Here is a 23,680-nt window from a genome sequence, read left to right as displayed (position 1 = left end):
TGAAGAGCTACTGCCACGGCCTGGACAACCTGCACAAACATCCGGGCATCAGCCACCTGGCCGGCTCGACCCAGGAGGGCAACCAGGCCCGCCCGCAGCTGTTCAAGGCCGACGTCAGCCTGCTGCTCAACGGCGACGAACTGCTGCAGGAAGAGGTGTTCGGGCCGACCACCATCGTCGTCGAAGTGGCCGACAAGGCCGAGCTGATCCAGGCGCTGCACGGCCTGCACGGCCAGCTCACCGCCACCCTGATCGCCGAACCGGCGGACCTGGACGCCTACGGCGACCTGCTGGCGCTGCTGGAACAGAAGGCCGGGCGCCTGCTGCTCAATGGCTACCCGACCGGCGTGGAAGTCTGCGATGCGATGGTGCACGGCGGGCCGTACCCGGCGACTTCGGACGCGCGCGGCACCTCGGTGGGCACTCTGGCGATCGACCGCTTCCTGCGGCCGGTGTGCTACCAGAACTACCCGGACGCCTTCCTTCCCGAAGCGCTGCGCAACGCCAACCCGCTGGGCATCCAGCGCCTGGTGGAAGGCACGCCGAGCCGCGAGGCGTTGTAGTTCCGTTGGGCGAATGAACTCGCCCCTACGGGATGAGCTTCGTAAGGTTACTCGTCGTTGCTGGAGCCCTGCTGCTCTTCGTCGGCGTCGCTGTCGTCGCCACCGAATGCCGCCAGGCACACCAGCCGGTGTTCGCCGTCGGCGTCGGCGATGCGCCAGCTGTCGCTCGGCGCATCGAAGGTGGCGGCGCGAACCTGCGCGGAGGAAAAGCGCCAGACGCGGCGAGTACGGCTGTCCATGCACTCGATGCTCAGCAGGCCGTCGGCGTCGGCGAAGACGCCCTGCGCGACCCGCGCCAGCGCTGCCTCGTCCAGCGCGAACTGCCAGGCGTGCAGGTCGTCTATCAGCAGCATGTCGGCGGTTTCCAGGGCGGTCAGCAGCGTCGGTGTTTCCGTAGTCATGAGGGTCATCGTCGGCAAAGGGAGCGCGCATGATAGCGCCTGCGCAGTGCCCACTGCCGCGCAGGCGCTCACCGCCGTGACCGGCTTGCGCCTACACTGGGTGCCCATTCCCCGACAGGAGCAGCTCCATGAAGATCATCCTCATCGGCGCCAGCGGCACCCTCGGCAAGGCGATCGATGCCGAACTCGCCACGCGCCACGAGATCGTCCGGGTCGGCCGCAGCAACGGCGACCATCAGGTCGACATCACCGATACGGCCTCGATCCGTCGGTTGTTCGAGCAGGTCGGCCGGTTCGACGCGCTGGTCAGCGCGGTGGGCAAGGTGCACTTCGGCGCGCTGGCCGAGATGGGCGAGGAACAGTTTGCCGTCGGCCTGCGCGACAAGCTGATGGGCCAGGTGAACCTGCTGCTGATCGGCCGCGAGTTCGCCAACGACGGCGCGTCCTTCACCTTCACCTCGGGCATCATCAGCGACGAGCCGATCCGTTTCGGCAGCTCGGCGAGCCTGGTCAACGCCGCGATCGACGGTTTCGTCCGCGGCGCGGCGATCGAGCTGCCCCGCGGCCTGCGCGTCAACGCGGTAAGCCCGACGGTGGTCGAGGAGTCGATGGAGGTGTACGCCAGCTATTTCCGCGGCTTCAAGCCGATCCCCGCGGCGGAAGCGGCGCTGGCCTACGCGAAGAGCGTCGAGGGCGCGCAGACCGGGCAGGTGTACAAGCCGCGCTGACGAACATCGGGGTCGTTGGATTGTCACACCCGGACATGAGAATCCCGATGGAACGGAGCGGCCCCCTGCGGGCCGTTTTCGCTGCTGGCGTGTTGCGGGCGACTGGTCGATCATGTTCTTCGCGCGCGAGGCGCCGCTGCATAGAGTCAGCCAATGACACTCATCGCCTCAATCAATTAAAACTTTCCCGCCAACCTCGTTAGGATGGCGACATCAAATTTTCCAACCCCCCTGAAGGAGCTCCACTGATGTCTCTGATTAACACTCAAGTCCAGCCTTTCAAAGTCAACGCATTCCACAACGGCAAGTTCATCGAAGTCACCGAGGAATCCCTCAAAGGCAAGTGGTCGGTACTGATCTTCATGCCGGCTGCCTTCACCTTCAACTGCCCGACCGAGATCGAAGACGCCGCCAACAACTACGCAGAGTTCCAGAAGGCCGGTACCGAGGTGTACATCGTCACCACCGATACCCACTTCTCGCACAAGGTATGGCACGAAACTTCGCCGGCCGTTGGCAAGGCCCAGTTCCCGCTGATCGGTGACCCGACCCACCAACTGACCAACGCCTTCGGCGTGCACATTCCGGAAGAAGGCCTGGCCCTGCGCGGCACCTTCCTGATCAACCCGGAAGGCGTGATCAAGACCGTGGAAATCCACTCCAACGAGATCGCTCGTGACGTGTCGGAAACCCTGCGCAAACTGAAAGCCGCCCAGTACACCGCCGCTCACCCGGGTGAAGTCTGCCCGGCCAAGTGGAAAGAAGGCGAGAAGACCCTGGCTCCGTCGCTGGACCTGGTCGGCAAGATCTAAATCTAGCGCTCGTCAGGTCGTCGTTGACCCCTGACAAACCGTTCCAAGCGCCACGAGGTTAAACGTCTCAAGGTGCCCGACGCCCGGGTGCGATCCGCCCGGGCGTTCTTTTCTCAAAATTCAGCAAAAGGGAAACCGCCGCCATGTTGGACGACAATCTTAAAACCCAGTTGAAGGCCTACCTCGAAAAGGTCACCCAGCCGTTCGAGATCGTCGCGTCCCTCGATGACAGCGCGAAATCTCAGGAAACCCTCGGCCTGCTGCAGGACATCGTCAGCCTGACCGACAAGATCACCCTCAAGACCGATGGCGCGGACGCCCGCAAGCCGTCGTTCTCGCTCAACCGTCCCAACGGCAACATCAGCCTGCGTTTCGCCGGCCTGCCGATGGGCCACGAATTCACCTCGCTGGTGCTCGCCCTGTTGCAGGTCGGCGGTCACCCGTCGAAGGCCACGGCCGAAACCCTCGAGCAGATCAAGGGCCTGGAAGGCGAATTCAACTTCGAGACCTACTTCTCGCTGTCCTGCCAGAACTGCCCGGACGTGGTCCAGGCGCTGAACCTGATGGCCGTGCTCAACCCGAACATCCGCCACGTCGCCATCGACGGCGCGCTGTTCCAGGATGAGGTCAATGACCGTCAGATCATGTCGGTGCCGAGCATCTACCTGAACGGCGAGCTGTTCGGCCAAGGCCGCATGGACGTCGAGCAGATCCTCGCCAAGATCGACACCGGCGCCTCGGCCCGCGATGCCGAGAAGCTCAACGCCAAGGAAGCCTTCGACGTGCTGGTCATCGGCGGCGGCCCGGCCGGCGCCGCGGCGGCGATCTACGCCGCGCGCAAGGGCATCCGCACCGGTGTCGCCGCCGAGCGCTTCGGCGGTCAGGTGCTGGACACCATGGCCATCGAGAACTTCATCTCCGTGCAGGAGACCGAAGGGCCGAAGCTGGCACGCGCGCTGGAAGAGCACGTGCGCCAGTACGAGGTCGACATCATGAACCTGCAGCGCGCCAGCCAGCTGATTCCGGCCAGCGGCGAAGGCGCCCTGCATGAAGTGAAGTTCGAGAGCGGTGCCAGCCTCAAGGCGAAGACCGTGATCCTCTCCACCGGCGCCCGCTGGAGGGAAATGAACGTGCCCGGCGAGCAGGAATACCGTAACAAGGGCGTGGCCTACTGCCCGCACTGCGACGGTCCGCTGTTCAAGGGCAAGCGCGTGGCGGTGATCGGCGGCGGCAACTCCGGCGTCGAGGCGGCCATCGACCTGGCCGGCATCGTTTCCCAGGTCACGCTGCTGGAGTTCGACAGCAAGCTGCGCGCCGATGCGGTCCTGCAGAAGAAGCTCTACAGCCTGCCCAACGTCAGCGTGATCACCAGCGCGCTGACCAGCGAAGTCAAGGGCGACGGGCAGAAAGTCACCGGCCTGGTCTACAAGGATCGCAACTCCGACGAGTTCGTGTCCCTGGAACTGGAAGGCATCTTCGTGCAGATCGGCCTGCTGCCGAACTCCGACTGGCTGAAAGGCTCGGTGGAGCTGTCGCCCCGCGGCGAGATCATCGTCGATGCGCGCGGCGAAACCTCGCTGCCAGGCATCTTCGCCGCCGGCGACGTGACCACGGTGCCGTACAAGCAGATCGTCATCGCCGTCGGCGAAGGCGCGAAGGCCTCGCTGAGCGCCTTCGACCACCTGATCCGCAACAGCTGATCGGTCAGGCAAACGAAAAGCCGGGTATCGCGAGATGCCCGGCTTTTTTCATGCCTGCGAAAGGTGCGTCACAGGCGCCGCGTCCACCCCCGCTAACCGCGCTTGCCTGCCGCATTCAGCGCGGCGAGCACGCGCGCATCGTAGCCGTACATGTCCGGGCGGAACTGCAGCTGGCCGTCGTCGCCGACCTGGGCGGTCCAGTAGGCCATCAGGATCGGCACCGGCTTGGGCAGGTCGGCGCGCAGCGTGCGGCCGGTTTCCCACAGCCGGGCGATGCGGTCGCGCTCCCTCGGCGTGACCTCGGCGAGCAACTGGTCGATCAGCTCGGAGACCCGCTCGACGCGCACGCAGCCCGAGCTGAAGGTCCGCGGCAGGTTGTCGAACAGGCGCTGGCTCGGCGTGTCGTGCAGGTACACCGAGAACGGGTTGGGGAAGCGGATCGCCACGCGACCGAGGGCATTGTGCGGGCCAGGCTCCTGGCGGATCAGGATGCGCCCCGGATGGGTCCAGTCGACGCCCCGCGGATCGACCGCGTTGCCGTCGTAATCGATCACCTGCATGTTGTTGCTGGCCAGGTAGCCGGGGGCGTCGCGCTGCAGTTCGGGCAGCTTGTCTTCGCGCAGGATGGTCGGCGGCACGGTCCAGGTCGGGTTCAGCGTCAGGTGGGTGATCTGCGAGCGCAGCAGCGGCGTCGGCCGGGACGGGCGCCCGACCTGGGTGCGCGCGCGCCAGACCCGCTTGTCGTCGCGGTAGAACGCCACTTCGCTGCCGGCCACGTCCACCAGTACGCCGGTCGGGCTGAGCTGGTGGGCGAGCCAGCGCAGCCGCTCGAGATTCACGCGGATCTGATCCATGCGCTCGCTGGCCGAGCGGTTCAGCTCGGTCAGGGTGGACGGACCGATCACGCCGTCCTGCTTGAGCAGATGGCGGCCCTGGAAGGCTTCCACGGCCGCGACCAGCTCCGGCGAGTAGACCGCGCCCTGCCCGGCTTCGGCGGGCGGCACTCCCTGGGCGAGGTCGCCGCGCAGCAGCAGGCGCTGCTCCAGCAAAGGCACGCGCGCATCCACCGCGCCGGGCTTCAGCAGCGGCCCGGCGGGCACCGCGAGCCAGGAAGGCAACGGCTGCCGACGCAATTCGGCGTAACGCAGGCGCAGCCTCTGGTAGGCCTCGGTGGCCGGTCGCGCCTCGGCGAACGCCAGGGCGGGATCGGACAGGTGTTCCTCCGCCAGGTGCAGCAGCGGCCCGCGGTCGAGGGTCGGCTGGCTGCCCTCGGGTTGCCACATCGGCTCGACCTTGGCCTGCTCCAGACGGCCGAACGCCAGGTGCCGCAGCGCCTGCAGGTAGGCGCTGGAGGCGAGCACCTCGGTGCAGGCGGACAGCTGTGGCGAAGGCTGCTCGAACTGCGCCAGCTGGCGCAGCGGATGCACCTGGTACGCCTGCGGGTCGAGGCCGTCGTCGGCGAGGTCATCCAACTGGGTGACCAGCCGCTGCATACGCTCGTCCGTCCAGGCCGGCTGGAACCCGCGTTGCAGGTAGAAGGCCTGCAGCCACTCGCGATCGACTTCGTTCAGCGCCGGCGCGGGCTGCACGCAGCCGAAGCGGGTGTCCGCCAATTGCTGCTGGATCGGGTTGACGAGTACGTCCTGCGCCGATGCCAGCGGGGCGGCCAGCGCCAGCCCAACCAGACCAAGTGTACGTTTATTGAGCAACTTTTCGACTCCGAACGGCGGATCGCCTGCTAGAATCCGCGCACTTCGCGGTACGCCGCAGGCATGAGAATTGCGAGGCACAACGACCTCACGAGACGGAACCGGCCGGTGAACGCCGGGAAGCCGCACTACAGAGACCTACCTGCATGATGACAATTTTTCGACGGCTCGGTTTGGCAGCCGTCTGCATGGGGATGCTGGCGAACCCGCTTTCGGCCGCGCCACGCCAGCAGGATCGCCAGGTGGATACCCTCGCCGCCCAGGCGCCACAGCTCAATCGCAAGATCCTCCAGCACGCCGTTTCGGCGATGCGCTGCGCCATCAACAACGGCGCGCTGCCGGCGCAGCGGCTGGCGATCATCGACTTCTCGCGGCCCTCCACCGAACGGCGCCTGTGGATCTTCGACCTGCGGAGCAACAAGCTGGTGCTCAGCGACCTGGTCGCCCACGGGCAGAAATCCGGGGAAAACCTGGCGACGCGCTTTTCCAACGTAGAAGGCAGCAATCAGTCGAGCCTGGGGCTGTTCCGCACTCAGGAAAGCTACATCGGCAAACATGGCTACTCGCTGCGCATGGACGGCCTGGAGCCGGGGATCAACGACCGCGCCCGCGAGCGAGCCATCGTCATCCATCCGGCCGATTACGTGAGTCCCGCGCTGATCCGGAGCCAGGGCCGCATCGGCCGTAGCCTCGGCTGCCCCGCCGTGCGCCCGGAAGTGGCGCAACAAGTGGTGGACAGCCTCAAGGGAGGGCAGTTCATGTTCTCCTACTACCCGGACCAGCGCTGGCTGCAGTCGTCGGTCTACCTCAACTGCCAGCCCAAGCTGGTCGCCAGCCTGGCGGCGGCCCGCGGCGGCTGAGCCACGCTCGTCCCGACCAGGCGCCGAACATCGGCGCCTTCCCGGCAACTGTTAGCGGATGCGCGCCGCGTGATTGGCGCGCACGGCCCGCACCAGGCACTTGCCCAGCTCCGGCGCGGAGAACTTGGTGAGCACGTCGTTGGCCCCGGCTTCCGTGGCTCGGCCGGCGCTCATCGTGGCGTCCAGCGAGGTGTGCAGCAGCACGTAGAGGTCGCGGAAGTCGGCGTGCCGACGCAGGCTCTGGGTGAAGCTGTAGCCGTCCATCTCGGGCATCTCGATGTCCGAGACGACGATGTTGATCGCGTCCTCGCTGCCGTGCAGCGCTTCGAGAATCGACATCCCCTCGCGCGCGCTGTGGGCGGTGTGGCAGACCACGCCCAGGTGCTGCAGCGAAATCAGCGACTGGTGCAGCGCGACCTGGCTGTCGTCCACCACCAGCACCCGCGCCTCCGACAGCAGTTGCGCATCCTCGGTATCCAGTTCGTCCACACCCAGCTCGATGGGCGCCGGCGCGATGCCGTGGATGACCTTTTCGATGTCGAGAATCTGGATCAGCTCGCCGTCCACCTCGGCGGTGCCGGTGATGAACGACTTGCGCCCGGAGCCATAGGGCGGCGGGCGGATGTCGCTGGTGCGGCAGTGGACGATCCGGGCCACGCCCTGCACGTGCAGACCCTGGGTGGACCGGCTGACCTGGGTGACGATCAGGCAGCCGGCGGCGGGATCGCTCAGCGGCTGCTCGCCAATCGCCCGGCTGAGGTTGATCACCGACAGGGCGACGCCGCGCAGGGTGGCGATGCCTTCGACGTGCGGGTGCGAGTCCGGCAGATGGGTCAGCCGTGGGCAGGGGATGATCTCGCTGACCTTGAGCAGGTTGATTGCCATCAGCTTGCCGCTGCGCAAGGTGAACAGGAGCAGGGAGAGCGCATCGCTCTTGGCGAAGGATGAGGACATGGAACTCCCGTGGGGCTGTTGAGGTGATCGGGCCGCTGCGCGACGCACGAAAACACGGACACCAGGGGTTATCGGCGGGCGATTCGCAGACTTCAGCGCAGAGAAATTCGCGTAAACGCCAGCGTCGCTCAGCGACCATAAACCATGCAGTTGTATTACGACTGATAAACGACAGGTCCCATACCCCGTAACCGACAGGATGCCGGACGGTGGCGTCCGCGATACGCAAGGCCTTGACACCGGCAGGGGAAAAGAGCCGGCCAGTGTGGCGCGACGCCTCTACCTACGGCCTGAACGCGTATTCGCGGTCATCGATCCAGGACCGCAGCGGCTGGAAGCCTCAGCTCCGCAGTTGCTCCGCCTGTTCGTGCACCTGGCGCAGGCGTTCGCGGCTGTTGGTGAGGTGCAGGCGCATCGCGGCGCGCGCGGCGTCCGAATCCTGCCGGGCGATGGCCTCGTAGATTTCCTCGTGCTCGCGGCTCAGGCGGGACAGGTAATGCTGTTGGTCGTCATGGGCGATGCGCGCCGAATTCACCCGCGTGCGCGGAATGATGCTGGTGCCCAGGTGCGTCATGATGTCGGTGAAATAGCGGTTGCCGGTGGCCAGCGCGATCTGCAGGTGGAACTGGAAGTCCGAGGCCACCGCATCGCTGGCATGCGCGACGCTGAGATTCAGCGCATCCAGCGCCGCCCGCATCGCCGCGAGCTGCTCTGCGGAACGGCGCTGCGCCGCCAGGCCGGCCGACTCGACCTCCAGGCTGATGCGCAATTCGAGTAACGCCAGCACGTCGCGCAGGGTGACGATGGTCGCCGGGTCGATGCGGAAACCGCTGGGACTCGGCGTATCCAGCACGAAGGTGCCGATGCCGTGGCGTGTCTCAACCAGGCCGGCCGCCTGCAGCCGCGACAGCGCCTCGCGGACCACGGTGCGACTGACGCCCTGCTCTTCCATGATCGCCGACTCGGTGGGCAGCTTGTCGCCACGCTTGATCACCCCATCGCGAATCTGCTGCGACAGTTCGGTGACCAGCTCCTGGGCGAGGCTGCGGTGCTTGCGCCGGGTGCGCAGCGGCGGGGTATCTGGACTTTCCATGGAAGATTCTTAATGGCTGTTAGCAGGATCGATCATACCCGATCGAGGTTGTACGATCACCGGCCGCTCGCTCCGGGATGCGCGCGACTGCAACGGCCATGTCGCTCGTATACAATATTCAAACTTCGATAACGGACCCCTTCCCATGCCCCTGGCGATTCTCAACGCACCCAATCTCGGCCTTGCGCCGTCGGCTTCCGAGGTGATCGCCAAGCACTTGCGCGAAGCGATCATTTCCGGGCATTTCGCCGAGGACGAGCCGATCCGCCAGGATGACATCGCGCGGCTGTTCAACGTCAGCAAGATTCCCGTGCGCGAGGCGCTCAAGCGCCTGGAGGCGGAGGGCCTGGTGCAGTTCCTGCGCAACAAGGGCGCCGTGGTCACGCGGATTTCCGAGCCGGAACTGGCGCAGATCTTCGAGGTGCGGGTACTTCTTGAGGTGCAGGCGATCCGCCTGGCGGTGCCGAAGATGACCCGCGCGCAGCTCGAACGGGCCACGGCGATCTGCGACGAATTCATCGTCGACGACAACGTCGGCCGCTGGGCCGAGCTGAACTGGGCGTTCCACACCTGCCTCTACGAAGCCGCGCAACGGCCGTTCCTGCTCAACCTGATCCGCTCGATCCACGACAAGGTGGAGCGCTACCTGCGCATGCAGATGACCTTTCCCGAGGGTAAGCAGCGCGCCGACCAGGAACACCGGGAGATCCTCCGCGCCTGTGCCGATCGCGACGCCGACCGCGCCGCCGAACTGATCGAACAGCACATCATCGGCGTCTGCCGGACGCTATACGCACAGCTGCCGAACGAAGAGATCACCGAAGTCTAGGGGTGCCTGCGGGAGCTCCCCGCAGTGTCTTTGCGTCGTGCCGATTTCGTCATCGGCGCGGCGGAAATCCATCAAGCCCCGCGCATGCCTCCAGCGCCACTCTAGGCGCCTTCCCAGGCCTCAGGTGGCAGCATGAAACGCATCCGCGTCCTCGATTCCCACACCGGCGGCGAACCCACCCGGCTGGTGCTGGACGGTTTCCCCGACCTCGGCACCGGCAGCATGGCCGAGCGCCGGCAGATTCTTGCCGAACGGCATGACGACTGGCGCGCCGCCAGCGTGCTGGAGCCGCGCGGCAGCGATGTGCTGGTCGGCGCGCTGTACTGCAAGCCGGTCGATCCCGAGGCCTGCGCCGGGGTGATCTTCTTCAACAACAGCGGCTACCTGGGCATGTGCGGCCACGGCACCATCGGCCTGGTGGTGTCCCTCGCCCACCTGGGCTGGATCGAACCCGGCGTGCACAAGATCGAGACGCCGGTCGGCACCGTCGAGGCGACGCTGCACGACGACCGCTCGGTGAGCGTGCGCAACGTGCCGTCCTACCGCTACCGCCAGGCCGTCGGCCTGGAGGTACCGGGCTACGGCCGCGTGACCGGCGACATCGCCTGGGGCGGCAACTGGTTCTTCCTGATCGCCGAGCACGACCTGCGCATCGCCGGCGACAACCTCGACGCCCTCACCGCCTACACCGTCGCCGTGCAGAAGGCCCTGGAAGACCAGGACATTCGCGGCGAAGACGGCGGCCTGATCGATCATATCGAGCTGTTCGCCGAGGACGCCCCCTTGAACGGCTCGCAGCCAAACGTCGCGAGCGACGACGGTGCAGCAGCTTGGCTGCCCGCCGACAGCCGCAACTTCGTGCTCTGCCCTGGCAAGGCCTACGACCGCTCGCCCTGCGGCACTGGCACCAGCGCCAAGCTGGCGTGCCTAGCGGCCGACGGCAAGCTGCAACCCGGCGAGACCTGGCGCCAGGCGAGCGTGATCGGCAGCCGGTTCGAGGGCAGTTTCGAATGGCAGGGCGACCGGATCGTGCCGACCATCCGCGGGCGCGCCAACATCAGCGCCGAAGCGACGCTGATCATCGAGGACGACGACCCCTTCGCCTGGGGCATCCGCCCGTGAGCGAGGGCCGCGCCGCCGACGTCATCGTCATCGGCGCCGGCATCGTCGGCGCCTACTGCGCCCATACCCTGGCCCGACGCGGGCTCGACGTACAGGTGCTGGACGCCGGCCTGCCCGGCGCCACCGCCGCCGGCATGGGCCACCTGCTGGTGCTCGACGACAACCCGGCCGAGCTGGCGCTGAGCGAATACTCGCTGCAGCGCTGGCGCGAGCTGGCGCCCGAATTGCCCGAGGGCTGCGCCTACCGCAGCAACGGCACGCTGTGGCTGGCGGAGAACCCCGAGGAGCTGGCGGCGGCCGAAGCCAAGCACGCGGTGCTGAGCGCCCGCGGGCTGGCCTGCGAGATGCTCGGCGCGCAGGCGTTGCGCGAGGCCGAACCGGAGTTGCGCGGCGACCTGCTCGGCGCGCTAAAGGTCACCGTCGATGGCATTCTCTATGCACCGAATACCGCGCGCTGGCTGCTGGAAAGCGACCCCGCGCGCATCCGCCAGCAGCGCGCCGAGGTGGTCGAGATCGACGGCAACCGCGTGCGCCTGGCCGACGGCCAATGGCTCGCGGCCCAGGCCGTGCTGCTGGCCAACGGCGTGCAGGCCGGGACGCTGTGCCCGGAACTGCCGATCGTGCCGAAGAAGGGCCACCTGCTGATCACCGACCGCTATCCCGGCAAGGTCCGGCACACGCTGGTCGAGCTGGGTTACGTCACCAGCGCGCACAACGCCACCGGCCCTTCCGCCGCCTGCAACATCCAGCCACGGCCCACCGGGCAGCTGTTCATCGGCGCCTCGCGGCAGTTCGACAGCGTCGACCCGGCGGTGGAAGGCTGGATGCTGGCGAGGATGCTCGGCCGCGCCCTGCACTTCATGCCCGGCCTGGGCGACCTCAACGCGATCCGCAGCTGGACCGGCTTTCGCGCCGCCAGCCCGGACGGCCTGCCGCTGGTTGGCGAACACCCGCAACGACCGGGCCTCTGGCTGGCGGTCGGCCACGAGGGCCTCGGCGTGACCACCGCGCCCGGCACCGCCGACCTGCTGGTCGCCCAACTGCTCGGCGAGCCCTCGCCCTTGGCGGCGCAGGACTACTCGCCGCAGCGCTTCTTCGGAGACACCGCGCATGCCTGAACTCCTTCTCGACGGTCGCCCGCTGCACGTCGCCGAGGGTACCAGCGTGGCCGCCGCGCTCGCCCTGGGCGGCGACGGCTGCGCGCGCACCTCGGTCAGCGGCCAGCGCCGCGCGCCGCTGTGCGGCATGGGCATCTGCCAGGAATGCCGGGTGAGCATCGACGGCGTACGCCGGCTGGCCTGCCAGACCCTCTGCCGCGAGGGCATGCGGGTGGAGACCCGGCCATGAACGATGCGGTCGACCTGCTGATCATCGGCGCCGGCCCGGCCGGCATGGCCGCCGCCCTCGCCGCCGCGCCGAGCGGCGCGCGCATCGCCCTGCTCGACGACAACCCGTTGCCCGGCGGGCAGATCTGGCGCGACGGCCCGCATGCCGAGCTGCCGCCCAAGGCCCGCGAAATGCGCGCGCGCCTGGACGCCTGCGCCAATGTGCGGCGCCATGCCGGCTGCAAGGTGATCGCCCTCGCCGGGCCGAAACGCCTGCTGCTGGAAGACGCCGAGCGCGGCTGGCTGCTCGCCTACGACAAGCTGATCCTCTGCACCGGCGCCCGCGAGCTGCTGCTGCCCTTCCCCGGCTGGACGCTGCCCGGCGTGACCGGCGCCGGCGGCCTGCAGGCGCTGATCAAGGGCGGCCTGCCGGTGGACGGCGAGCGCCTGGTGATCGCCGGCAGCGGCCCGCTGCTGCTGGCCAGCGCCGCCACCGCCAAGGCGCGCGGCGCACGCCTGACGCGTATTGCCGAACAGGCCTCGCTGGCCGCCGTGGGGCGTTTCGCCGGCTCGCTCTGGACCTGGCCGAACAAGGCCTGGCAGGCGCTGGAATTGTTCGATGCAACCTACCGTACCGGCAGCCACGTGCTCGCCGCGCTCGGCAGCGAGCGGCTCGAGGGCGTGCGCCTGCAGGTTGGCGAGCGGGTCGAGGAAATCGCCTGCGAACGCCTCGCCTGCGGCTTCGGTCTGGTCCCCAACACGCAGATCGGCGAGGCGCTTGGCTGCACGCTGAGCGACGGCGCGATACGCGTCGACACCTGGCAGGCCAGCAGCCTTGCCGATCACTACGCCGCTGGCGAATGCACCGGGTTCGGCGGCAGCGAACTGGCGCTGGCCGAAGGCGCCATCGCCGGTCACGCGGCGGTCGGCATGCTCGCCGAAGCCCGCGCGCTATGGCCGCAGCGGCAACGCTGGCAAGGCTTCGCCGACCGCCTCAACCGGGCCTTCGCCCTCGACCCGGCGCTGCGCCGGTTGGCACAGCCGGACACCCTGGTCTGCCGTTGCGAGGACGTGCCGCTCTCCGCGCTCGGCGGGCGCAGCGGCTGGACCGAAGCCAAGCTGAGCAGCCGCTGCGGCATGGGCGCCTGCCAGGGCCGCGTGTGCGGCAGCGCCGCGCAATTCCTGTTCGGCTGGCAGCCACCCTCGCCACGCCCGCCGTTCAGCCCGGCGCGTATCTCCACCCTGGCCAAACTCGCGGAAGCCGAAAGGCAGGCGCCGGACCTCAGTCAGGCCCGGACGCCGGGCTGAGCATGTCGATGCGGCGGATAGCGAAATCCTCACGCAGGTAGTCCATCCGCTGCGCGTGGAAGCGCTGCATGTGCGGCAGCGCCGAGTGCACCTCGAGATGTTCACGCGACGCCCAGACCTCGAAGAAAATGAACAGCGTCGGGTCCTCGGCGTCGCGCAGCATGTGGTACTCGATGCACCCCGGTTCGGCGCGGCTGGCTTCGACGTAGCCGCGGAACAGCGTCTCGAAGGCCGCGGATTTTTCCGCACGGGTGTGCGCTTTCAGAATGAAACCGTAGGGCTCGCTCATGCTCGTTTGCTCCTTGGACAGGTAAGGACCGCATCGTAAATCACGAGTCAAATTTGGATTGGTGAATCTCGCGCACAATTGATGTACCCGGAAGCGGCTTTTTCCGCCCCCGCGAGGCCCGTAAGGTGAGCGCCATTCAAACCTTTACAGGACATTCGCAATGAAGAAGATTCTCCTGCTCAACGGCGGCAAGCAGTTCGCCCACTCCGACGGCCGCTACAACGCCACCCTGCACGAGGCCGCGCTGGCCTACCTCGACCATGCCGGCTTCGACGTGGAGACCACCTTCATCGACGGCGGCTACGACGTTGCCGAGGAAGTGGCCAAGTTCCTCTGGGCCGATGTGATCGTCTGGCAGATGCCGGGCTGGTGGATGGGCGCTCCCTGGACGGTGAAGAAGTACATCGACGAAGTCTTCACCGAGGGCCACGGCAGCCTCTACGCCAACGACGGCCGGACCCGCTCCGACGCCTCGCAGAAGTACGGCAGCGGCGGCCTGCTGCACGGCAAGCAGTACATGATCTCGGCCACCTGGAACGCGCCGCAGCAGGCGTTCGACGACCCCACCGACTTCTTCGAAGCCAAGGGCGTGGACGCGGTGTATTTCCCCTTCCACAAGGCCAATCAGTTCCTCGGCATGACCGCCCTGCCGACCTTCCTCGCCGTCGACGTGATGAAGGTCCCGGCAATCGAAGCGGACGTGGCGCGCTACCAGGCGCACCTGGCCAAGGTATTCGGCATCGCCGGCTGAGGGTTGCGCGCGGGGTTAAGCGGCGATGAGATCGGTGGCCGGCCGATGCCGGCGGGATGAGGCACAACCGTAGGGTGGGTCAGGCGTTCCGCGCCGGTCCGGGCATTCGCGGGGGCTTCCGCACCGTAACCCACCAGGCGGAGTTGCCCACCACCGCCCGGTGGGTTACGCGGCGGTGGGGATCGGTGCCGGGCCGATCAATTGCACGTTCGCCGCTAACCCACCCTACGTCGAGGTGGGGCACTGCCGTAGGGTGGGTCAGGCGTTCCGCGCTGGTCCAGGCGTTCGCGGGGCTTCCGCGCTATAACCCACCAGGCGAGGTTTCGCCCACCATCGTTGGCAATCCCGTAGCGCGATTCGGCAGCGAGGCGCGTGGCGGCTAGAATGCCGCACCCCTCCTGCGAACCCGCCCGATGAACGCCGAAGCCCTCGCCACCCTGAACCAGCACCTGCTCGCCGCGCTCGCGGCGCTTCCCGATGAAACGCGCCGCCTGCTCCACGGCCGCGGCCGTCGCTGGCCGGGGCTGGAGCAGATCACCGTCGACTGGATGCAGGGCGTGCTGCTGGTGTGCCTGTTCCGCGAGCCGGCGGCGGAGGAACTCGACGCGCTGAAGCGGCTGCTGCGGGCGCTGGGCGAAACGCTCGCCTGGCGGAGCAGCGGCGCGCGGACCCTGTTGCTGCAGCACCGCTACCTGCCCGACAGCGCCACCGAGGCGCTGATCGGCGAGGCCATCGAGGAAGCGGTGATCAGCGAAGGCGACCTGCGTTTCCTGCTGGATTTCGGCCGCAAGCAGAACAGCGGGCTGTTCCTCGACATGCGCTACGGTCGCCGCTGGGTGCAGGCCAACGCCGCCGGCAAGCGTGTACTCAACCTCTTCGCCTATACCTGCGGCTTCTCTGTGGCCGCGCTGGCCGGCGGCGCCGAACAGGTGGTCAACCTGGACATGGCGCGCGCCGCGCTGAGCCGGGGACGCGACAATCATCGCCTCAACGGCCAGGATCTGCAGCGTGTCAGCTTCCTCGGCCACGAGTTGTTCAAGTCCTGGGGCAAGGTACGCAAGCTCGGCCCCTACGACCTGGTCATCATCGACCCGCCGTCCTTCCAGAAAGGCAGCTTCGCGCTGACCCAGGACTACCAGAAGATCCTCCGCCGCCTGCCCGAACTGCTGAACGCCGACGGCAGCGTGCTGGCCTGCGTGAACGATCCGGGCGTCGGCGCCGACTTCCTCATCGACGGCATGGCCCGCGAGGCGCCCGCCCTGCGCTTCGTCGAACGCCTGGAGAACCCGCCGGAGTTCGCCGACATCGAGGCCGACGGCGGCCTCAAGGCGCTGGTCTTCCGCCAGGGCTGAGCCCCGGAATCCCCGCGCTCAAGCGAAGGGAGCCCGCGGTCGGCGAAGGTGCAGGGCCGCGCCTGACGACGGCGAATTATTCCCGTTTGTAAGGCTCGAAACTGAAACCCGTCGAGCCGGTCGGCAAGCCACACCAAGAGTAAATCGATGCCTTCTCCATTCCTATCCCAGAGCCACGGTTGCCAAGGCTGGCGTGGCGAGATGTCCGAACGTATCCGCGCCTTCGACTGGTCCACCACCGAGCTGGGGCCACTGGAAGGCTGGTCGCACAGCCTGTGCAACGCCGTGCAGTTCCTTCTCGGCTCGCCGGTGCCGCTGGTGATGCTCTGGGGCCGCCCCGGTTACATGATCTACAACGATGCCTACTCGGTGTTCGCCGGCGGCCGCCATCCGTACCTCCTCGGCTCGCCGGTGGAGCTGGGCTGGCCGGAAGTCGCCGAGTTCAACCGCAACGTGATGGACACCTGCCTGGCAGGCGGCACCCTCTCCTACCGCGACAAGGAACTGGTGCTGCTGCGCCACGGCAAGCCGGAAGAGGTGTGGATGGACCTCTACTATAGCCCGGTGCCAGGCGACGACGGCGCGCCGGCGGGCGTGATGGCGATCGTGGTGGAGACCACCGAGCGGATGGTTTCCGAGCGGTGCCGCCAGGAAGCCGAGCATGCCTACCGCGAAGCCAACGAGCGCCTGCACCTGGCGGCCAGCTCCGGCGCCGTGCGCGGCCTGTTCGTCTGGGACCTTGAGACCGACCTGCTGTCCGGCGATGCGCGCTTCGCGCGGACGTTCCTCCTGCCCGTGGAGCAGGTGGAGCAGGGCCTGCCGAACGACAGGGCGATGCAGATGATCCACCCGGACGATCTCGACCACCTCAACCGCCAGGTCGAGCGAACCATCGCCCTGCGGGTGCCCTTCAAGGCCGAATACCGCATCCGCCAGCCCGACGGCAGTTACCTATGGGTGCTCGCCAGCGGCCGCTGCGAGTTCGGCGAACAGGGCCAGCCGCTGCGCTTCCCCGGCGTGCTGATCGACATCCACGAACGCAAGATCGCCGAGGATGAACTGCTGCAGCTCACCCACCAGCTCGAGCAGCGCGTCGAGGCCGAGGTGCAGGCGCGTTCAGAGGTCGAGGAGCGCCTGCGCCAGTCGCAGAAACTCGAGGCGATCGGCGGCCTCACCGGCGGCGTCGCCCACGACTTCAACAACATGCTCCAGGTGATCGCCGGCAACCTGCACCTGCTGGCACGCCTGGAACCGGCCAACGAGCGCGCGCAGCGCTATGTGCAGGTCGCCCTCGGCGCCGTCGACCGTGGCGCCAAGCTCTCCTCGCAGCTGCTCTCCTTCGCCCGCCGCCAGCAGTTGCAGCCCACCCAGTGCGACCCGCTGCGCATCTATCAGGGCCTCGGCGAACTGTTCCAGCGCGCGCTCGGCGAAACCATCCATCTCGACGTGCAGCTGCCGCGGGATTCCTGGCCGATCTACGTCGACCGCAACCAGCTGGAGAACGCCCTGCTGAACCTGGCGATCAACGCCCGCGACGCGATGCAGGGCGAGGGCACCATCCGCATCACCGGCGAGAACGTCACCCTCGACGAAGCCTTCTGCGCCGGCAAGCAGATCGAACCCGGCGACTACGTGTGCCTGTCGGTGTGCGACAACGGCATCGGCATGACCCAGGAAGTGCTGGAACACGCGTTCGAGCCGTTCTTCACCACCAAGCCCGAAGGCCACAGCACCGGCCTCGGCCTGAGCATGGTGTTCGGCTTCGTCAAGCAGAGCGGCGGGCATACCGAGATCATCAGCGAGCACGGCGTCGGCTCGACGGTGCAGATGTACTTCCCGCGCAGCGCGCACAACGCGCCGGACGAGGAGCCGCAGGCGAGCGACGAATGCAGCGCGTGCGGCGGCGAAACCATCATGGTGGTGGAAGACGACGCCGGCGTGCGCGCCACCGCTGTCGAAATGCTGCAACAGCTGGGTTACCGGGTGCTGACCGCGGCGAACGGCGAGCTCGCCCAGCAGCTCCTCGACGAGGGTACGCGGGTCGACCTGATCTTCACCGACGTGGTGATGCCGGGCCGGATCAAGAGCAGCGACCTCGCGGACTGGGCGCGGCGGCAGACACCGCCGGTTCCGCTGCTGTTCACCTCCGGCTTCACCCGCGACGTCATCTCGCGCAACCAGCAACTGAGCGCCGACACCCACCTGCTGAGCAAACCCTACACGCCGCAGGCGCTGGAAAGCATGCTCCGCTCGGTGCTGGCGGGCCGCGGCGCGAGCTGAGCCCTGCGCGCCGACAACCGGCAGAACCAAAACCCGGCGCGCAGCCTCGAACAGCAACCCCCCAGCGGATACGCACCATGCGGCTGCCCCTTCTCGAACCCGTCCTCACCGATGCCATCGACCCGGCCGCGCCGCCGGCGCCTCTGCGCATCGGCGTGCTCACGCACATCCAGCATCCAATCCGCCAGCCCTTCGCCGGCGGCCTGGAAGCCTTCACCTACGACATCACCCGCGGCCTGCAGCAACGCGGCCACGCGGTGACGCTGTTCGCCAGCTCGTCCAGCGCGGCGGAGCTGAACCTGGTGCCGGTATGGAGCGACGACACCTACGTGAACGGCGCGCGGCGACATGCCAGCCTCTCGGAGGACTACCTCCAGGAACACCACGCCTACCTCGCGGTGATGCAGGGCATCGACGACCACGGCTTCGACATCATCTTCAACAACAGCCTGCATTACGTGCCGGCGACCATGGCCTCGATGATCCGCACACCGATGCTGACGGTGCTGCATACGCCGCCGTTCTTCGAGCTGATCAACGCCTACCGCGCCCTGCGCAGCAGCCCGCGCAACGCGCGCTTCTGCACCATTTCCGCGGCCAATGCGAGGGCCTGGGCCGAGCTGCTACCCGACTGCGCGGTGATTCCCAACGGCATCGACCTGGCGCACTGGTCGCCGCGCGGCGAGCCCGGCGATCACGCGTTCTGGTTCGGCCGGCTGGTGCCGGACAAGGGCGCGCACCTGGCGATCGACGCGGCCCGGCTCGCCGGCGTGCCGCTGCGCCTGGCGGGGCACGCGGTCGATCCGGACTACTTCGCCGAACAGATCGCGCCGCGCCTGGGCGACGGCGTCGAATACCTCGGCCACCTGCCGCGCGAGGTCCTGGTCGAGGAGCTGGCGCGGGCCTCGGTGGCGCTAGTCACGCCGTGCTGGGAAGAACCCTTCGGCCTGGTGGTCGCCGAGGCGCTGGCCTGCGGCACGCCGGTGGCCGCGTTCGACCGTGGCGCGCTGGCCGAGCTCCTCGACGAGAACACCGGAGCGCTCGCCCCGGCGGGCGACGTGGCGGGCCTCGCCGCGGCATTGCGGGTGGCGCGGGGCAAGTCGCGAGCGGCCTGCCGGCGCCACGCCGAGGCGCAGTGGAGCCACGAGCTGATGCTGACGCGCTACGAGCAGCTGCTGCGCGATGTCGTGGCGAGCCACGCGCATGGCTGAACCGCGGGTCGGCTATTACGTCCATCACCACGGCGCCGGCCACGCCACCCGCGCGCTGGCGATCGCCCGGCAGCTGGGTTGCCCGGTGACACTGATCGGCTCGAACCTGCCGCCGCTGCCGGCCTCTGTCGGGCGCCTGGATCTGCCCGGCGACACCGCACCGGGCATGCGCCTCGAGCGCTTCGAGACCCTGCACTACGCGCCGCTGGCCGTGGACGGCCTGCGCGAACGCATGGGCCTGCTCGGCGACTGGATGCGCGCCGCCTGGCCCTGCCTGCTGGTGGTCGACGTATCGGTGGAGGTCGCGCTGCTGGCCCGGCTGTTCGGCGTGCCGACCCTCTACCTGCGCCAGCATGGCCGCCGCGACGACCCGGCGCACCGCCAGGCCTACGCCACCGCGACGGCGCTGCTGGCGCCCTTTCCGCCGGCGATGGAAAGCCCCGATACAGCCGCCGAGGTGCTCGCCAAGACCCGTTACGCCGGCTGGGTATCACGCTACGCCGGCAGCGCGGCCGCCGAACCGCAAGCGGGCCGCGTGCTGGTGATCAACGGGCGCGGCGGCAGCGCCTTCAGCCACGCCGGGCTGGCCGAGCTGGCCCGCGCCTGCCCGCAACGCTCGCTGTACGTCGCCGGCGCCCTCCAGGGCAAACCGACGCAAGTGCCCGACAACCTCACCTACCTGGGCACGCTGGACGATCCGGCGGAGGAAATGCGCCGCGCCGAACTGGTCATCGGCAGCGCCGGCGACAGCCTGGTGGCGGAGGCCGCCTCGCTGGGCTGCCGCTACATCGCCATCGCCGAAGAGCGCCCCTTCGACGAGCAACTGCAGCAGGCGCGGCGGCTGGAGCAACTGGGTGTGGCCATTGGCCTGGAGGCCTGGCCGGACGCGAGCCGGTGGCCATCGCTGCTGGCCCGTGCCGAGGGGCTCGACCCACGCACCTGGCAGGCCTGGGCCGACGCGCAGGCCACGGCGCGCTGCGCGGCGATCATCGAGAACGTGATGGCGGAAACCTTCAGAAGCCCGTGCAGGCCTCGTTGAAACAGGCGGCGATTTCGGCGGCGCTGGGCTGACGCAGTACCTCTATTTCGTCGTCGCGCCAGTCGATCAGGCCACGCTCGGCGAAACCACCGAGCCAGTCGCCCATCGGCCACTCGTTCCAGCGCGCATAGAAACGCCGGGCATTGGCGACGATGGCCGCGAAGTGGTTGAGCGGCGGGCGGTAGGTCGGGTGGTACTGGTGATAGGCCAGGGCATCGGCGCTGCGCAGCTCGACGCCCCGCTCGCGGGCCCGGAAAGCGAAGTCGGTGTCTTCGGCGCCGTAGCCCAGATAGCCGTCGTCGAAGCCACCGACACGCTCGAACACCTCGCCATGGCAGGCGAAATTCAGCGACCAGAACAGGTGATGCGGCATCGGCTGCCCGGTTTCCCCACGAAACACGCTCAGCGGATGGGCGACGCTGGCGGCGTGCAGGCTCTGCGCGGTCCAGCCGGGGTCGTTGGCCGACGGCGGCAGATAACGCACCTCGCCCAGGTGCAGCGCCTGCGGGTGTGCCCGCAGCGCCTCGCGATAGCCGCCCAGCAGCCCCGGCGAGGGAATGCAGTCCACGTCGAGGAACACCCAGGGCTGCGCCTCGTCCCGTCCACGGATCGCGTTGCGCGCGCGCGCCAGCGGCAGTGCGCCGTTCTCGCCGTCGACCCGCAGCGCATGGATCACGAAACGCTCGCTGCGCAGCGGGCGCGGCGCCTCGTTCATCCACACCACCCACAAGGCCGCCACCGGGACGGTGGACTGCTCGAGTCCGGCGATCAGGTTGGCGAGCTGCGTCGCACGCCCGTGAACCAGCGTGATCACGTTCATCGGCGGGCGCTACAGCGCGGCGTTGGCCAAGGAACGCAGGTAATGCCCGAAGCCCTCGGGCGCGCGGCACTCCAGTCTCGAACTGGTCTTGACCCGCACCGAGCGGCTCCAGGCGATGCGCGCGCCTATCTCCTGCAGGCGGCGCACCAGGTGCACGTCCTCGTGGGCAGTCAGCGCGGGAAAACCGCCGGCCTTCAGGTAGGCACTGCTGCTAATGCCGAAGTTGGCGCCGTGGATGTGCCGGTGGTCTTCCTGGTCGAAGTAGGCAGCTTCGTAGCGGCTGCGCACGTCGGCCGAGTGCGCGCTCCAGTCGTCCACCTCGACCACGCCGCAGACCGCGTCGGCGCCGTAGGAAAGCTGCGCCGCGAGCCAGTCCTCGGGCACCAGGGTGTCGGCGTCGGTGCAGGCGATCCAGCGCGCCCCGGCGGCGATCAGGCGTGCCGCGCCTTCGGCACGGGCGACGCCGACATTGCGGGCGTGGATCTCCAGCAGGCTGACCGGATACTGCTCGACGACCCAGCGGGAACCGTCGTCGCAGGCGTCCAGCACCACCATCACATGGACCGGTTCACCGGCCAGCTGCGGGTGCTCCGCCGCGCGCATGACTGCGCGCAGGCAACGGGCAAGACACTCTTCTTCGTTATGTGCAGGGATGACTACACCGATCATGGAACGCCCTCGGGTAACGCAATGGTGTCGGCACGCCCCGGCGGGGCGCCGATCAGGCTTGGATCATTCGCAGCGCGCCTTCCAGGACTCGAAGCCACCGCAATTGCGCGAGTAGCCTTCGTGGTCGACGCAGCTCAGCTTGCTCTGCTTGCCGGCGGCGACTTCGTTGGAAACGATGTCGCCGCTCTTGCGCCGCACATCGACGATCACGTCGTGGTCGCAGCTGTTCTGGAAGGCGATGTCATGGCTGACGCCGGCGTCGTCGGGCTTGGTGGTGTTGTACAACTCCTTGATGCACTGATTGCCCTTGGCGTCGGTGGTGGAGCAATCCGCCGCGATGGCGGGCGCCGCCACTACCGCGGACAGCGAAAGCGCGACGGCTGCGCAGGCGCGGCGCAGGTTTACGGGGGTACGCGTGGCGATCCTGCCGATCCGGTGACGAACTCTCATGGTGTTCTCCAAAAAAACCTCAGCGCTGCAGGCGTACCGGCGCCGTTCCGCATGAGCCGGATACGGCGGCGTTTCCGCGCTGCCAAGGTTTAGTCCGCCGCGGCCTCGCACAGGTTGCGAAAACCGGACGGATGACCGGAAACGCCCGACCCAGCCCGATAGGTCGCCTGTGGCCGCTCGGCGAAAGCGGTCGACAAACCCCGTCCGCCTGCGTTTAGCTCGGCGTCCCGTCACCCGAGGAACGCCCATGAGCGAGCAACAGCAGGACGCGGTCGTCCGCCACCTCAACCCGGCCCACGGCGTCGAGCCCTGGGCGCGCGAGTTCGCCGAAGCCATAGAAATCCCCGGCGGCGCGCGCCAGCTGGTGCTCAGCGGCGTCGGCCCGGCCATCATCGACGCCAGCGCCGCGCCCGGCAGCGTTGCCGCCTACGGCGACACCGCCGCCCAGACCCGCAGCGTGATCGAGCAGATCGCCGCGACCCTGCAACGCCGCGGCTACGCCCTCGGCGACGTGATCAGCATGCAGGCCCTGCTGGTCGGCGACCCGACGCGGGACGGCGTTGCGGACTTCGAAGGTTTCTCCGCGGTCTACAACCGCTACTTTGGCACCGCCGAGCAACCCCGTGTGCCGACCCGTACCCGCGCCCAGGTGATCCGCCTGGTGCCGCCGGGCTGGCTGGTGGAAATCACCGCGATCGCGGTGAAGGGCTAGCCGCGAGCGGACAGCAAAAGGCCACCCGAAGGTGGCCGTGCGTCCGCGCCAACAGGGCAGCTGTTCAATCGAGAATCACCAGCCGGTCCGGCAGTTCGTTGCGCGTGTGTGTGGCGGGCACGTGGCGCTTGAGGTGTTCGCCGCAGGCGTCGATGCAGGCCAGGAAGCCGTGTAGCGTTTCGCCCCGGCGCACGGCGCGGGTGAATTCGCCGACGATCGCCGCCCAGGTGTCATCGCCGATGCGGCTGGAGATGCCGTGGTCGACGAGGATTTCCACGTAGCGTTCCTGCTCGGAGACGAAGATCAGCATGCCGGTGCCGCCCTCGGTGTGATGCAGTTTCTGCTCGAGGAACTGCCGCCGCGCCAGGTTCGCCGCGCGCCAGTGGCGCACGCTGCGCGGCACCAGGCGGGTGGTCAGCGGCTTGAGGCGGAACAGCAGGCCGAAGCCTATGAAGCAGAGCCACTGCACCGCCAGCAGCTCGTGGGCGTTCAGCCACAACGGCTGATAGTTGACGATGCCCGGCACCAGCAGCGCGAGGAGCGCGGCCCACAGCAGCGGGATGTAGCTGTAGTCGTCCGCCCGGGCGGCGAGCACCGTGACCAGTTCGGCGTCGGTGTCGCGCTCGAGGCGCCCGATGGCGTCGGCCACCTGCTTCTGCTCGCTGTCGCTGAGTAAGGTCATCGTGTTTCCCGTATCCGTTCG

General features: G+C 68.1%; 24 protein-coding genes and 1 pseudogene. 16 read left to right on the top strand and 9 right to left on the bottom strand.

Annotated elements, in window-relative coordinates; all coding sequences use genetic code 11:
• Positions 1–563 (top strand): annotated as a pseudogene (locus QMX85_RS18005) (aldehyde dehydrogenase (NADP(+))); the annotation flags it as partial.
• Between the two features lie 47 nt (positions 564–610).
• On the opposite strand, the gene QMX85_RS18000 reads toward QMX85_RS18005, so the two are convergent.
• Positions 611–964, bottom strand: coding sequence for a DUF5629 family protein (locus tag QMX85_RS18000; RefSeq protein WP_282343160.1), 354 nt, complete (start codon positions 962–964; stop codon positions 611–613).
• Positions 965–1,092: 128 nt separating this feature from the next.
• Here QMX85_RS18000 and QMX85_RS17995 point away from each other — a divergent pair, with 128 nt between their 5' ends.
• From QMX85_RS17995 to ahpF, 3 genes are all read left to right on the top strand, one after another.
• Positions 1,093–1,692, top strand: a complete 600-nt coding sequence (locus tag QMX85_RS17995) for a short chain dehydrogenase (protein WP_282343158.1) — start codon at positions 1,093–1,095, stop codon at positions 1,690–1,692.
• Between the two features lie 248 nt (positions 1,693–1,940).
• A complete protein-coding gene (gene ahpC, locus QMX85_RS17990; RefSeq protein ID WP_090228623.1) occupies positions 1,941–2,504 on the top strand; it encodes an alkyl hydroperoxide reductase subunit C in 564 nt (187 codons plus the stop codon).
• 143 nt (positions 2,505–2,647) lie between these two features.
• Positions 2,648–4,204 (top strand): alkyl hydroperoxide reductase subunit F, encoded by a 1,557-nt coding sequence (ahpF, locus tag QMX85_RS17985; RefSeq protein WP_090228624.1) that lies wholly within the window; start codon positions 2,648–2,650, stop codon positions 4,202–4,204.
• 92 nt (positions 4,205–4,296) lie between these two features.
• On the opposite strand, the gene QMX85_RS17980 is transcribed toward ahpF, so the two are convergent.
• Positions 4,297–5,913 carry a L,D-transpeptidase family protein gene (locus QMX85_RS17980; RefSeq protein WP_282343152.1) on the bottom strand — a complete coding sequence of 539 codons (1,617 nt, stop codon included), beginning with the start codon at positions 5,911–5,913 and terminating at the stop codon, positions 4,297–4,299.
• Positions 5,914–6,059: 146 nt separating this feature from the next.
• Here QMX85_RS17980 and QMX85_RS17975 point away from each other — a divergent pair, with 146 nt between their 5' ends.
• On the top strand, positions 6,060–6,773 hold the full coding sequence (locus tag QMX85_RS17975; protein WP_282343150.1) for a murein L,D-transpeptidase catalytic domain family protein: 714 nt from the start codon (positions 6,060–6,062) through the stop codon (positions 6,771–6,773).
• A 51-nt stretch (positions 6,774–6,824) separates the two neighbouring features.
• Here QMX85_RS17975 and QMX85_RS17970 read toward each other — a convergent pair whose 3' ends face one another.
• Positions 6,825–7,727 (bottom strand): chemotaxis protein, encoded by a 903-nt coding sequence (locus QMX85_RS17970; protein ID WP_282343147.1) that lies wholly within the window; start codon positions 7,725–7,727, stop codon positions 6,825–6,827.
• Between the two features lie 340 nt (positions 7,728–8,067).
• Entirely contained in the window at positions 8,068–8,820 is a 753-nt protein-coding gene (locus tag QMX85_RS17965; protein WP_282343145.1) for a FadR/GntR family transcriptional regulator, read from the bottom strand.
• A 157-nt stretch (positions 8,821–8,977) separates the two neighbouring features.
• Between QMX85_RS17965 and QMX85_RS17960 the strand changes: the two genes are divergently transcribed.
• The 5 genes from QMX85_RS17960 to QMX85_RS17940 all read left to right on the top strand — a co-directional run bounded on the left by QMX85_RS17960 (position 8,978) and on the right by QMX85_RS17940 (position 13,404).
• Positions 8,978–9,649 carry a GntR family transcriptional regulator gene (locus QMX85_RS17960; protein ID WP_090229098.1) on the top strand — a complete coding sequence of 224 codons (672 nt, stop codon included), beginning with the start codon at positions 8,978–8,980 and terminating at the stop codon, positions 9,647–9,649.
• Between the two features lie 132 nt (positions 9,650–9,781).
• On the top strand, positions 9,782–10,771 hold the full coding sequence (locus tag QMX85_RS17955; protein ID WP_282343142.1) for a 4-hydroxyproline epimerase: 990 nt from the start codon (positions 9,782–9,784) through the stop codon (positions 10,769–10,771).
• The gene (locus tag QMX85_RS17950; RefSeq protein ID WP_282343139.1) at positions 10,768–11,889 is read left to right on the top strand and encodes an FAD-dependent oxidoreductase; all 1,122 of its coding nucleotides are present in this window, start codon (positions 10,768–10,770) and stop codon (positions 11,887–11,889) included. Before QMX85_RS17955 ends, QMX85_RS17950 begins: the two co-directional genes overlap by 4 nt.
• A complete protein-coding gene (locus QMX85_RS17945) occupies positions 11,882–12,118 on the top strand; it encodes a (2Fe-2S)-binding protein (RefSeq protein ID WP_282343138.1) in 237 nt (78 codons plus the stop codon). Before QMX85_RS17950 ends, QMX85_RS17945 begins: the two co-directional genes overlap by 8 nt.
• Positions 12,115–13,404, top strand: a complete 1,290-nt coding sequence (locus QMX85_RS17940; protein ID WP_282343137.1) for an FAD/NAD(P)-binding oxidoreductase — start codon at positions 12,115–12,117, stop codon at positions 13,402–13,404. Before QMX85_RS17945 ends, QMX85_RS17940 begins: the two co-directional genes overlap by 4 nt.
• Here QMX85_RS17940 and QMX85_RS17935 read toward each other — a convergent pair.
• Positions 13,379–13,693 (bottom strand): putative quinol monooxygenase, encoded by a 315-nt coding sequence (locus tag QMX85_RS17935; RefSeq protein ID WP_282343135.1) that lies wholly within the window; start codon positions 13,691–13,693, stop codon positions 13,379–13,381. The two genes, QMX85_RS17940 and QMX85_RS17935, sit on opposite strands and share 26 nt — an antisense overlap.
• Positions 13,694–13,853: 160 nt before the next feature.
• Between QMX85_RS17935 and QMX85_RS17930 the strand changes: the two genes are divergently transcribed.
• The 5 genes from QMX85_RS17930 to QMX85_RS17910 all read left to right on the top strand — a co-directional run bounded on the left by QMX85_RS17930 (position 13,854) and on the right by QMX85_RS17910 (position 20,326).
• The gene (locus QMX85_RS17930) at positions 13,854–14,444 is read left to right on the top strand and encodes an NAD(P)H-dependent oxidoreductase (protein WP_282343132.1); all 591 of its coding nucleotides are present in this window, start codon (positions 13,854–13,856) and stop codon (positions 14,442–14,444) included.
• A gap of 413 nt (positions 14,445–14,857) precedes the next feature.
• A complete protein-coding gene (locus tag QMX85_RS17925) occupies positions 14,858–15,796 on the top strand; it encodes a class I SAM-dependent methyltransferase (RefSeq protein WP_282343129.1) in 939 nt (312 codons plus the stop codon).
• Between the two features lie 201 nt (positions 15,797–15,997).
• On the top strand, positions 15,998–18,076 hold the full coding sequence (locus QMX85_RS17920) for an ATP-binding protein (RefSeq protein WP_282343128.1): 2,079 nt from the start codon (positions 15,998–16,000) through the stop codon (positions 18,074–18,076).
• Positions 18,077–18,153: 77 nt separating this feature from the next.
• Positions 18,154–19,287, top strand: a complete 1,134-nt coding sequence (locus tag QMX85_RS17915; RefSeq protein WP_282343126.1) for a glycosyltransferase family 4 protein — start codon at positions 18,154–18,156, stop codon at positions 19,285–19,287.
• Positions 19,280–20,326, top strand: coding sequence for a glycosyltransferase (locus QMX85_RS17910; RefSeq protein WP_282343124.1), 1,047 nt, complete (start codon positions 19,280–19,282; stop codon positions 20,324–20,326). Before QMX85_RS17915 ends, QMX85_RS17910 begins: the two co-directional genes overlap by 8 nt.
• Here QMX85_RS17910 and QMX85_RS17905 read toward each other — a convergent pair.
• From QMX85_RS17905 to QMX85_RS17895, 3 genes are all read right to left on the bottom strand, one after another.
• On the bottom strand, positions 20,301–21,146 hold the full coding sequence (locus QMX85_RS17905) for a galactosyltransferase-related protein (protein ID WP_282343122.1): 846 nt from the start codon (positions 21,144–21,146) through the stop codon (positions 20,301–20,303). The genes QMX85_RS17910 and QMX85_RS17905 overlap by 26 nt on opposite strands.
• Before the next feature lie 9 nt (positions 21,147–21,155).
• On the bottom strand, positions 21,156–21,815 hold the full coding sequence (locus tag QMX85_RS17900; RefSeq protein ID WP_090228668.1) for a glycosyltransferase: 660 nt from the start codon (positions 21,813–21,815) through the stop codon (positions 21,156–21,158).
• A 63-nt stretch (positions 21,816–21,878) separates the two neighbouring features.
• A complete protein-coding gene (locus tag QMX85_RS17895; RefSeq protein WP_282343119.1) occupies positions 21,879–22,265 on the bottom strand; it encodes a hypothetical protein in 387 nt (128 codons plus the stop codon).
• Positions 22,266–22,512: 247 nt separating this feature from the next.
• On the opposite strand from QMX85_RS17895, the gene QMX85_RS17890 reads away from it, so the two are divergent.
• Positions 22,513–22,977: a RidA family protein gene (locus tag QMX85_RS17890; RefSeq protein WP_282343117.1), complete on the top strand. Its 465-nt coding sequence runs from the start codon at positions 22,513–22,515 to the stop codon at positions 22,975–22,977.
• A 64-nt stretch (positions 22,978–23,041) separates the two neighbouring features.
• Here QMX85_RS17890 and QMX85_RS17885 read toward each other — a convergent pair whose 3' ends face one another.
• Entirely contained in the window at positions 23,042–23,659 is a 618-nt protein-coding gene (locus QMX85_RS17885; RefSeq protein WP_282343115.1) for a TPM domain-containing protein, read from the bottom strand.
• Between the last annotated feature and the right edge of the window lie 21 nt (positions 23,660–23,680).

Origin of the sequence: Pseudomonas sp. PS02288, assembly GCF_029959715.1 — a bacterium.
Classification (GTDB): Bacteria; Pseudomonadota; Gammaproteobacteria; order Pseudomonadales; family Pseudomonadaceae; genus Pseudomonas_O; species Pseudomonas_O kuykendallii.
The sequence above is the reverse complement of the archived record's forward strand: the minus strand, read 5'-3'. Positions and strand labels throughout refer to the sequence as shown.

What these genes read in the sequence shown, in the direction of transcription:
- QMX85_RS18000 (WP_282343160.1), bottom strand. Translation starts at nt 964, where the DNA reads ATGACTACGGAAACACCGACGCTGCTGACCGCCCTGGAAACCGCCGAC.
- QMX85_RS17995 (WP_282343158.1), top strand. Translation starts at nt 1,093, where the DNA reads ATGAAGATCATCCTCATCGGCGCCAGCGGCACCCTCGGCAAGGCGATC.
- ahpC (WP_090228623.1), top strand. Translation starts at nt 1,941, where the DNA reads ATGTCTCTGATTAACACTCAAGTCCAGCCTTTCAAAGTCAACGCATTC.
- ahpF (WP_090228624.1), top strand. Translation starts at nt 2,648, where the DNA reads ATGTTGGACGACAATCTTAAAACCCAGTTGAAGGCCTACCTCGAAAAG.
- QMX85_RS17975 (WP_282343150.1), top strand. Translation starts at nt 6,060, where the DNA reads ATGATGACAATTTTTCGACGGCTCGGTTTGGCAGCCGTCTGCATGGGG.
- QMX85_RS17970 (WP_282343147.1), bottom strand. Translation starts at nt 7,727, where the DNA reads ATGTCCTCATCCTTCGCCAAGAGCGATGCGCTCTCCCTGCTCCTGTTC.
- QMX85_RS17965 (WP_282343145.1), bottom strand. Translation starts at nt 8,820, where the DNA reads ATGGAAAGTCCAGATACCCCGCCGCTGCGCACCCGGCGCAAGCACCGC.
- QMX85_RS17955 (WP_282343142.1), top strand. Translation starts at nt 9,782, where the DNA reads ATGAAACGCATCCGCGTCCTCGATTCCCACACCGGCGGCGAACCCACC.
- QMX85_RS17945 (WP_282343138.1), top strand. Translation starts at nt 11,882, where the DNA reads ATGCCTGAACTCCTTCTCGACGGTCGCCCGCTGCACGTCGCCGAGGGT.
- QMX85_RS17940 (WP_282343137.1), top strand. Translation starts at nt 12,115, where the DNA reads ATGAACGATGCGGTCGACCTGCTGATCATCGGCGCCGGCCCGGCCGGC.
- QMX85_RS17935 (WP_282343135.1), bottom strand. Translation starts at nt 13,693, where the DNA reads ATGAGCGAGCCCTACGGTTTCATTCTGAAAGCGCACACCCGTGCGGAA.
- QMX85_RS17930 (WP_282343132.1), top strand. Translation starts at nt 13,854, where the DNA reads ATGAAGAAGATTCTCCTGCTCAACGGCGGCAAGCAGTTCGCCCACTCC.
- QMX85_RS17925 (WP_282343129.1), top strand. Translation starts at nt 14,858, where the DNA reads ATGAACGCCGAAGCCCTCGCCACCCTGAACCAGCACCTGCTCGCCGCG.
- QMX85_RS17920 (WP_282343128.1), top strand. Translation starts at nt 15,998, where the DNA reads ATGTCCGAACGTATCCGCGCCTTCGACTGGTCCACCACCGAGCTGGGG.
- QMX85_RS17915 (WP_282343126.1), top strand. Translation starts at nt 18,154, where the DNA reads ATGCGGCTGCCCCTTCTCGAACCCGTCCTCACCGATGCCATCGACCCG.
- QMX85_RS17910 (WP_282343124.1), top strand. Translation starts at nt 19,280, where the DNA reads ATGGCTGAACCGCGGGTCGGCTATTACGTCCATCACCACGGCGCCGGC.
- QMX85_RS17905 (WP_282343122.1), bottom strand. Translation starts at nt 21,146, where the DNA reads ATGAACGTGATCACGCTGGTTCACGGGCGTGCGACGCAGCTCGCCAAC.
- QMX85_RS17900 (WP_090228668.1), bottom strand. Translation starts at nt 21,815, where the DNA reads ATGATCGGTGTAGTCATCCCTGCACATAACGAAGAAGAGTGTCTTGCC.
- QMX85_RS17895 (WP_282343119.1), bottom strand. Translation starts at nt 22,265, where the DNA reads ATGAGAGTTCGTCACCGGATCGGCAGGATCGCCACGCGTACCCCCGTA.
- QMX85_RS17890 (WP_282343117.1), top strand. Translation starts at nt 22,513, where the DNA reads ATGAGCGAGCAACAGCAGGACGCGGTCGTCCGCCACCTCAACCCGGCC.
- QMX85_RS17885 (WP_282343115.1), bottom strand. Translation starts at nt 23,659, where the DNA reads ATGACCTTACTCAGCGACAGCGAGCAGAAGCAGGTGGCCGACGCCATC.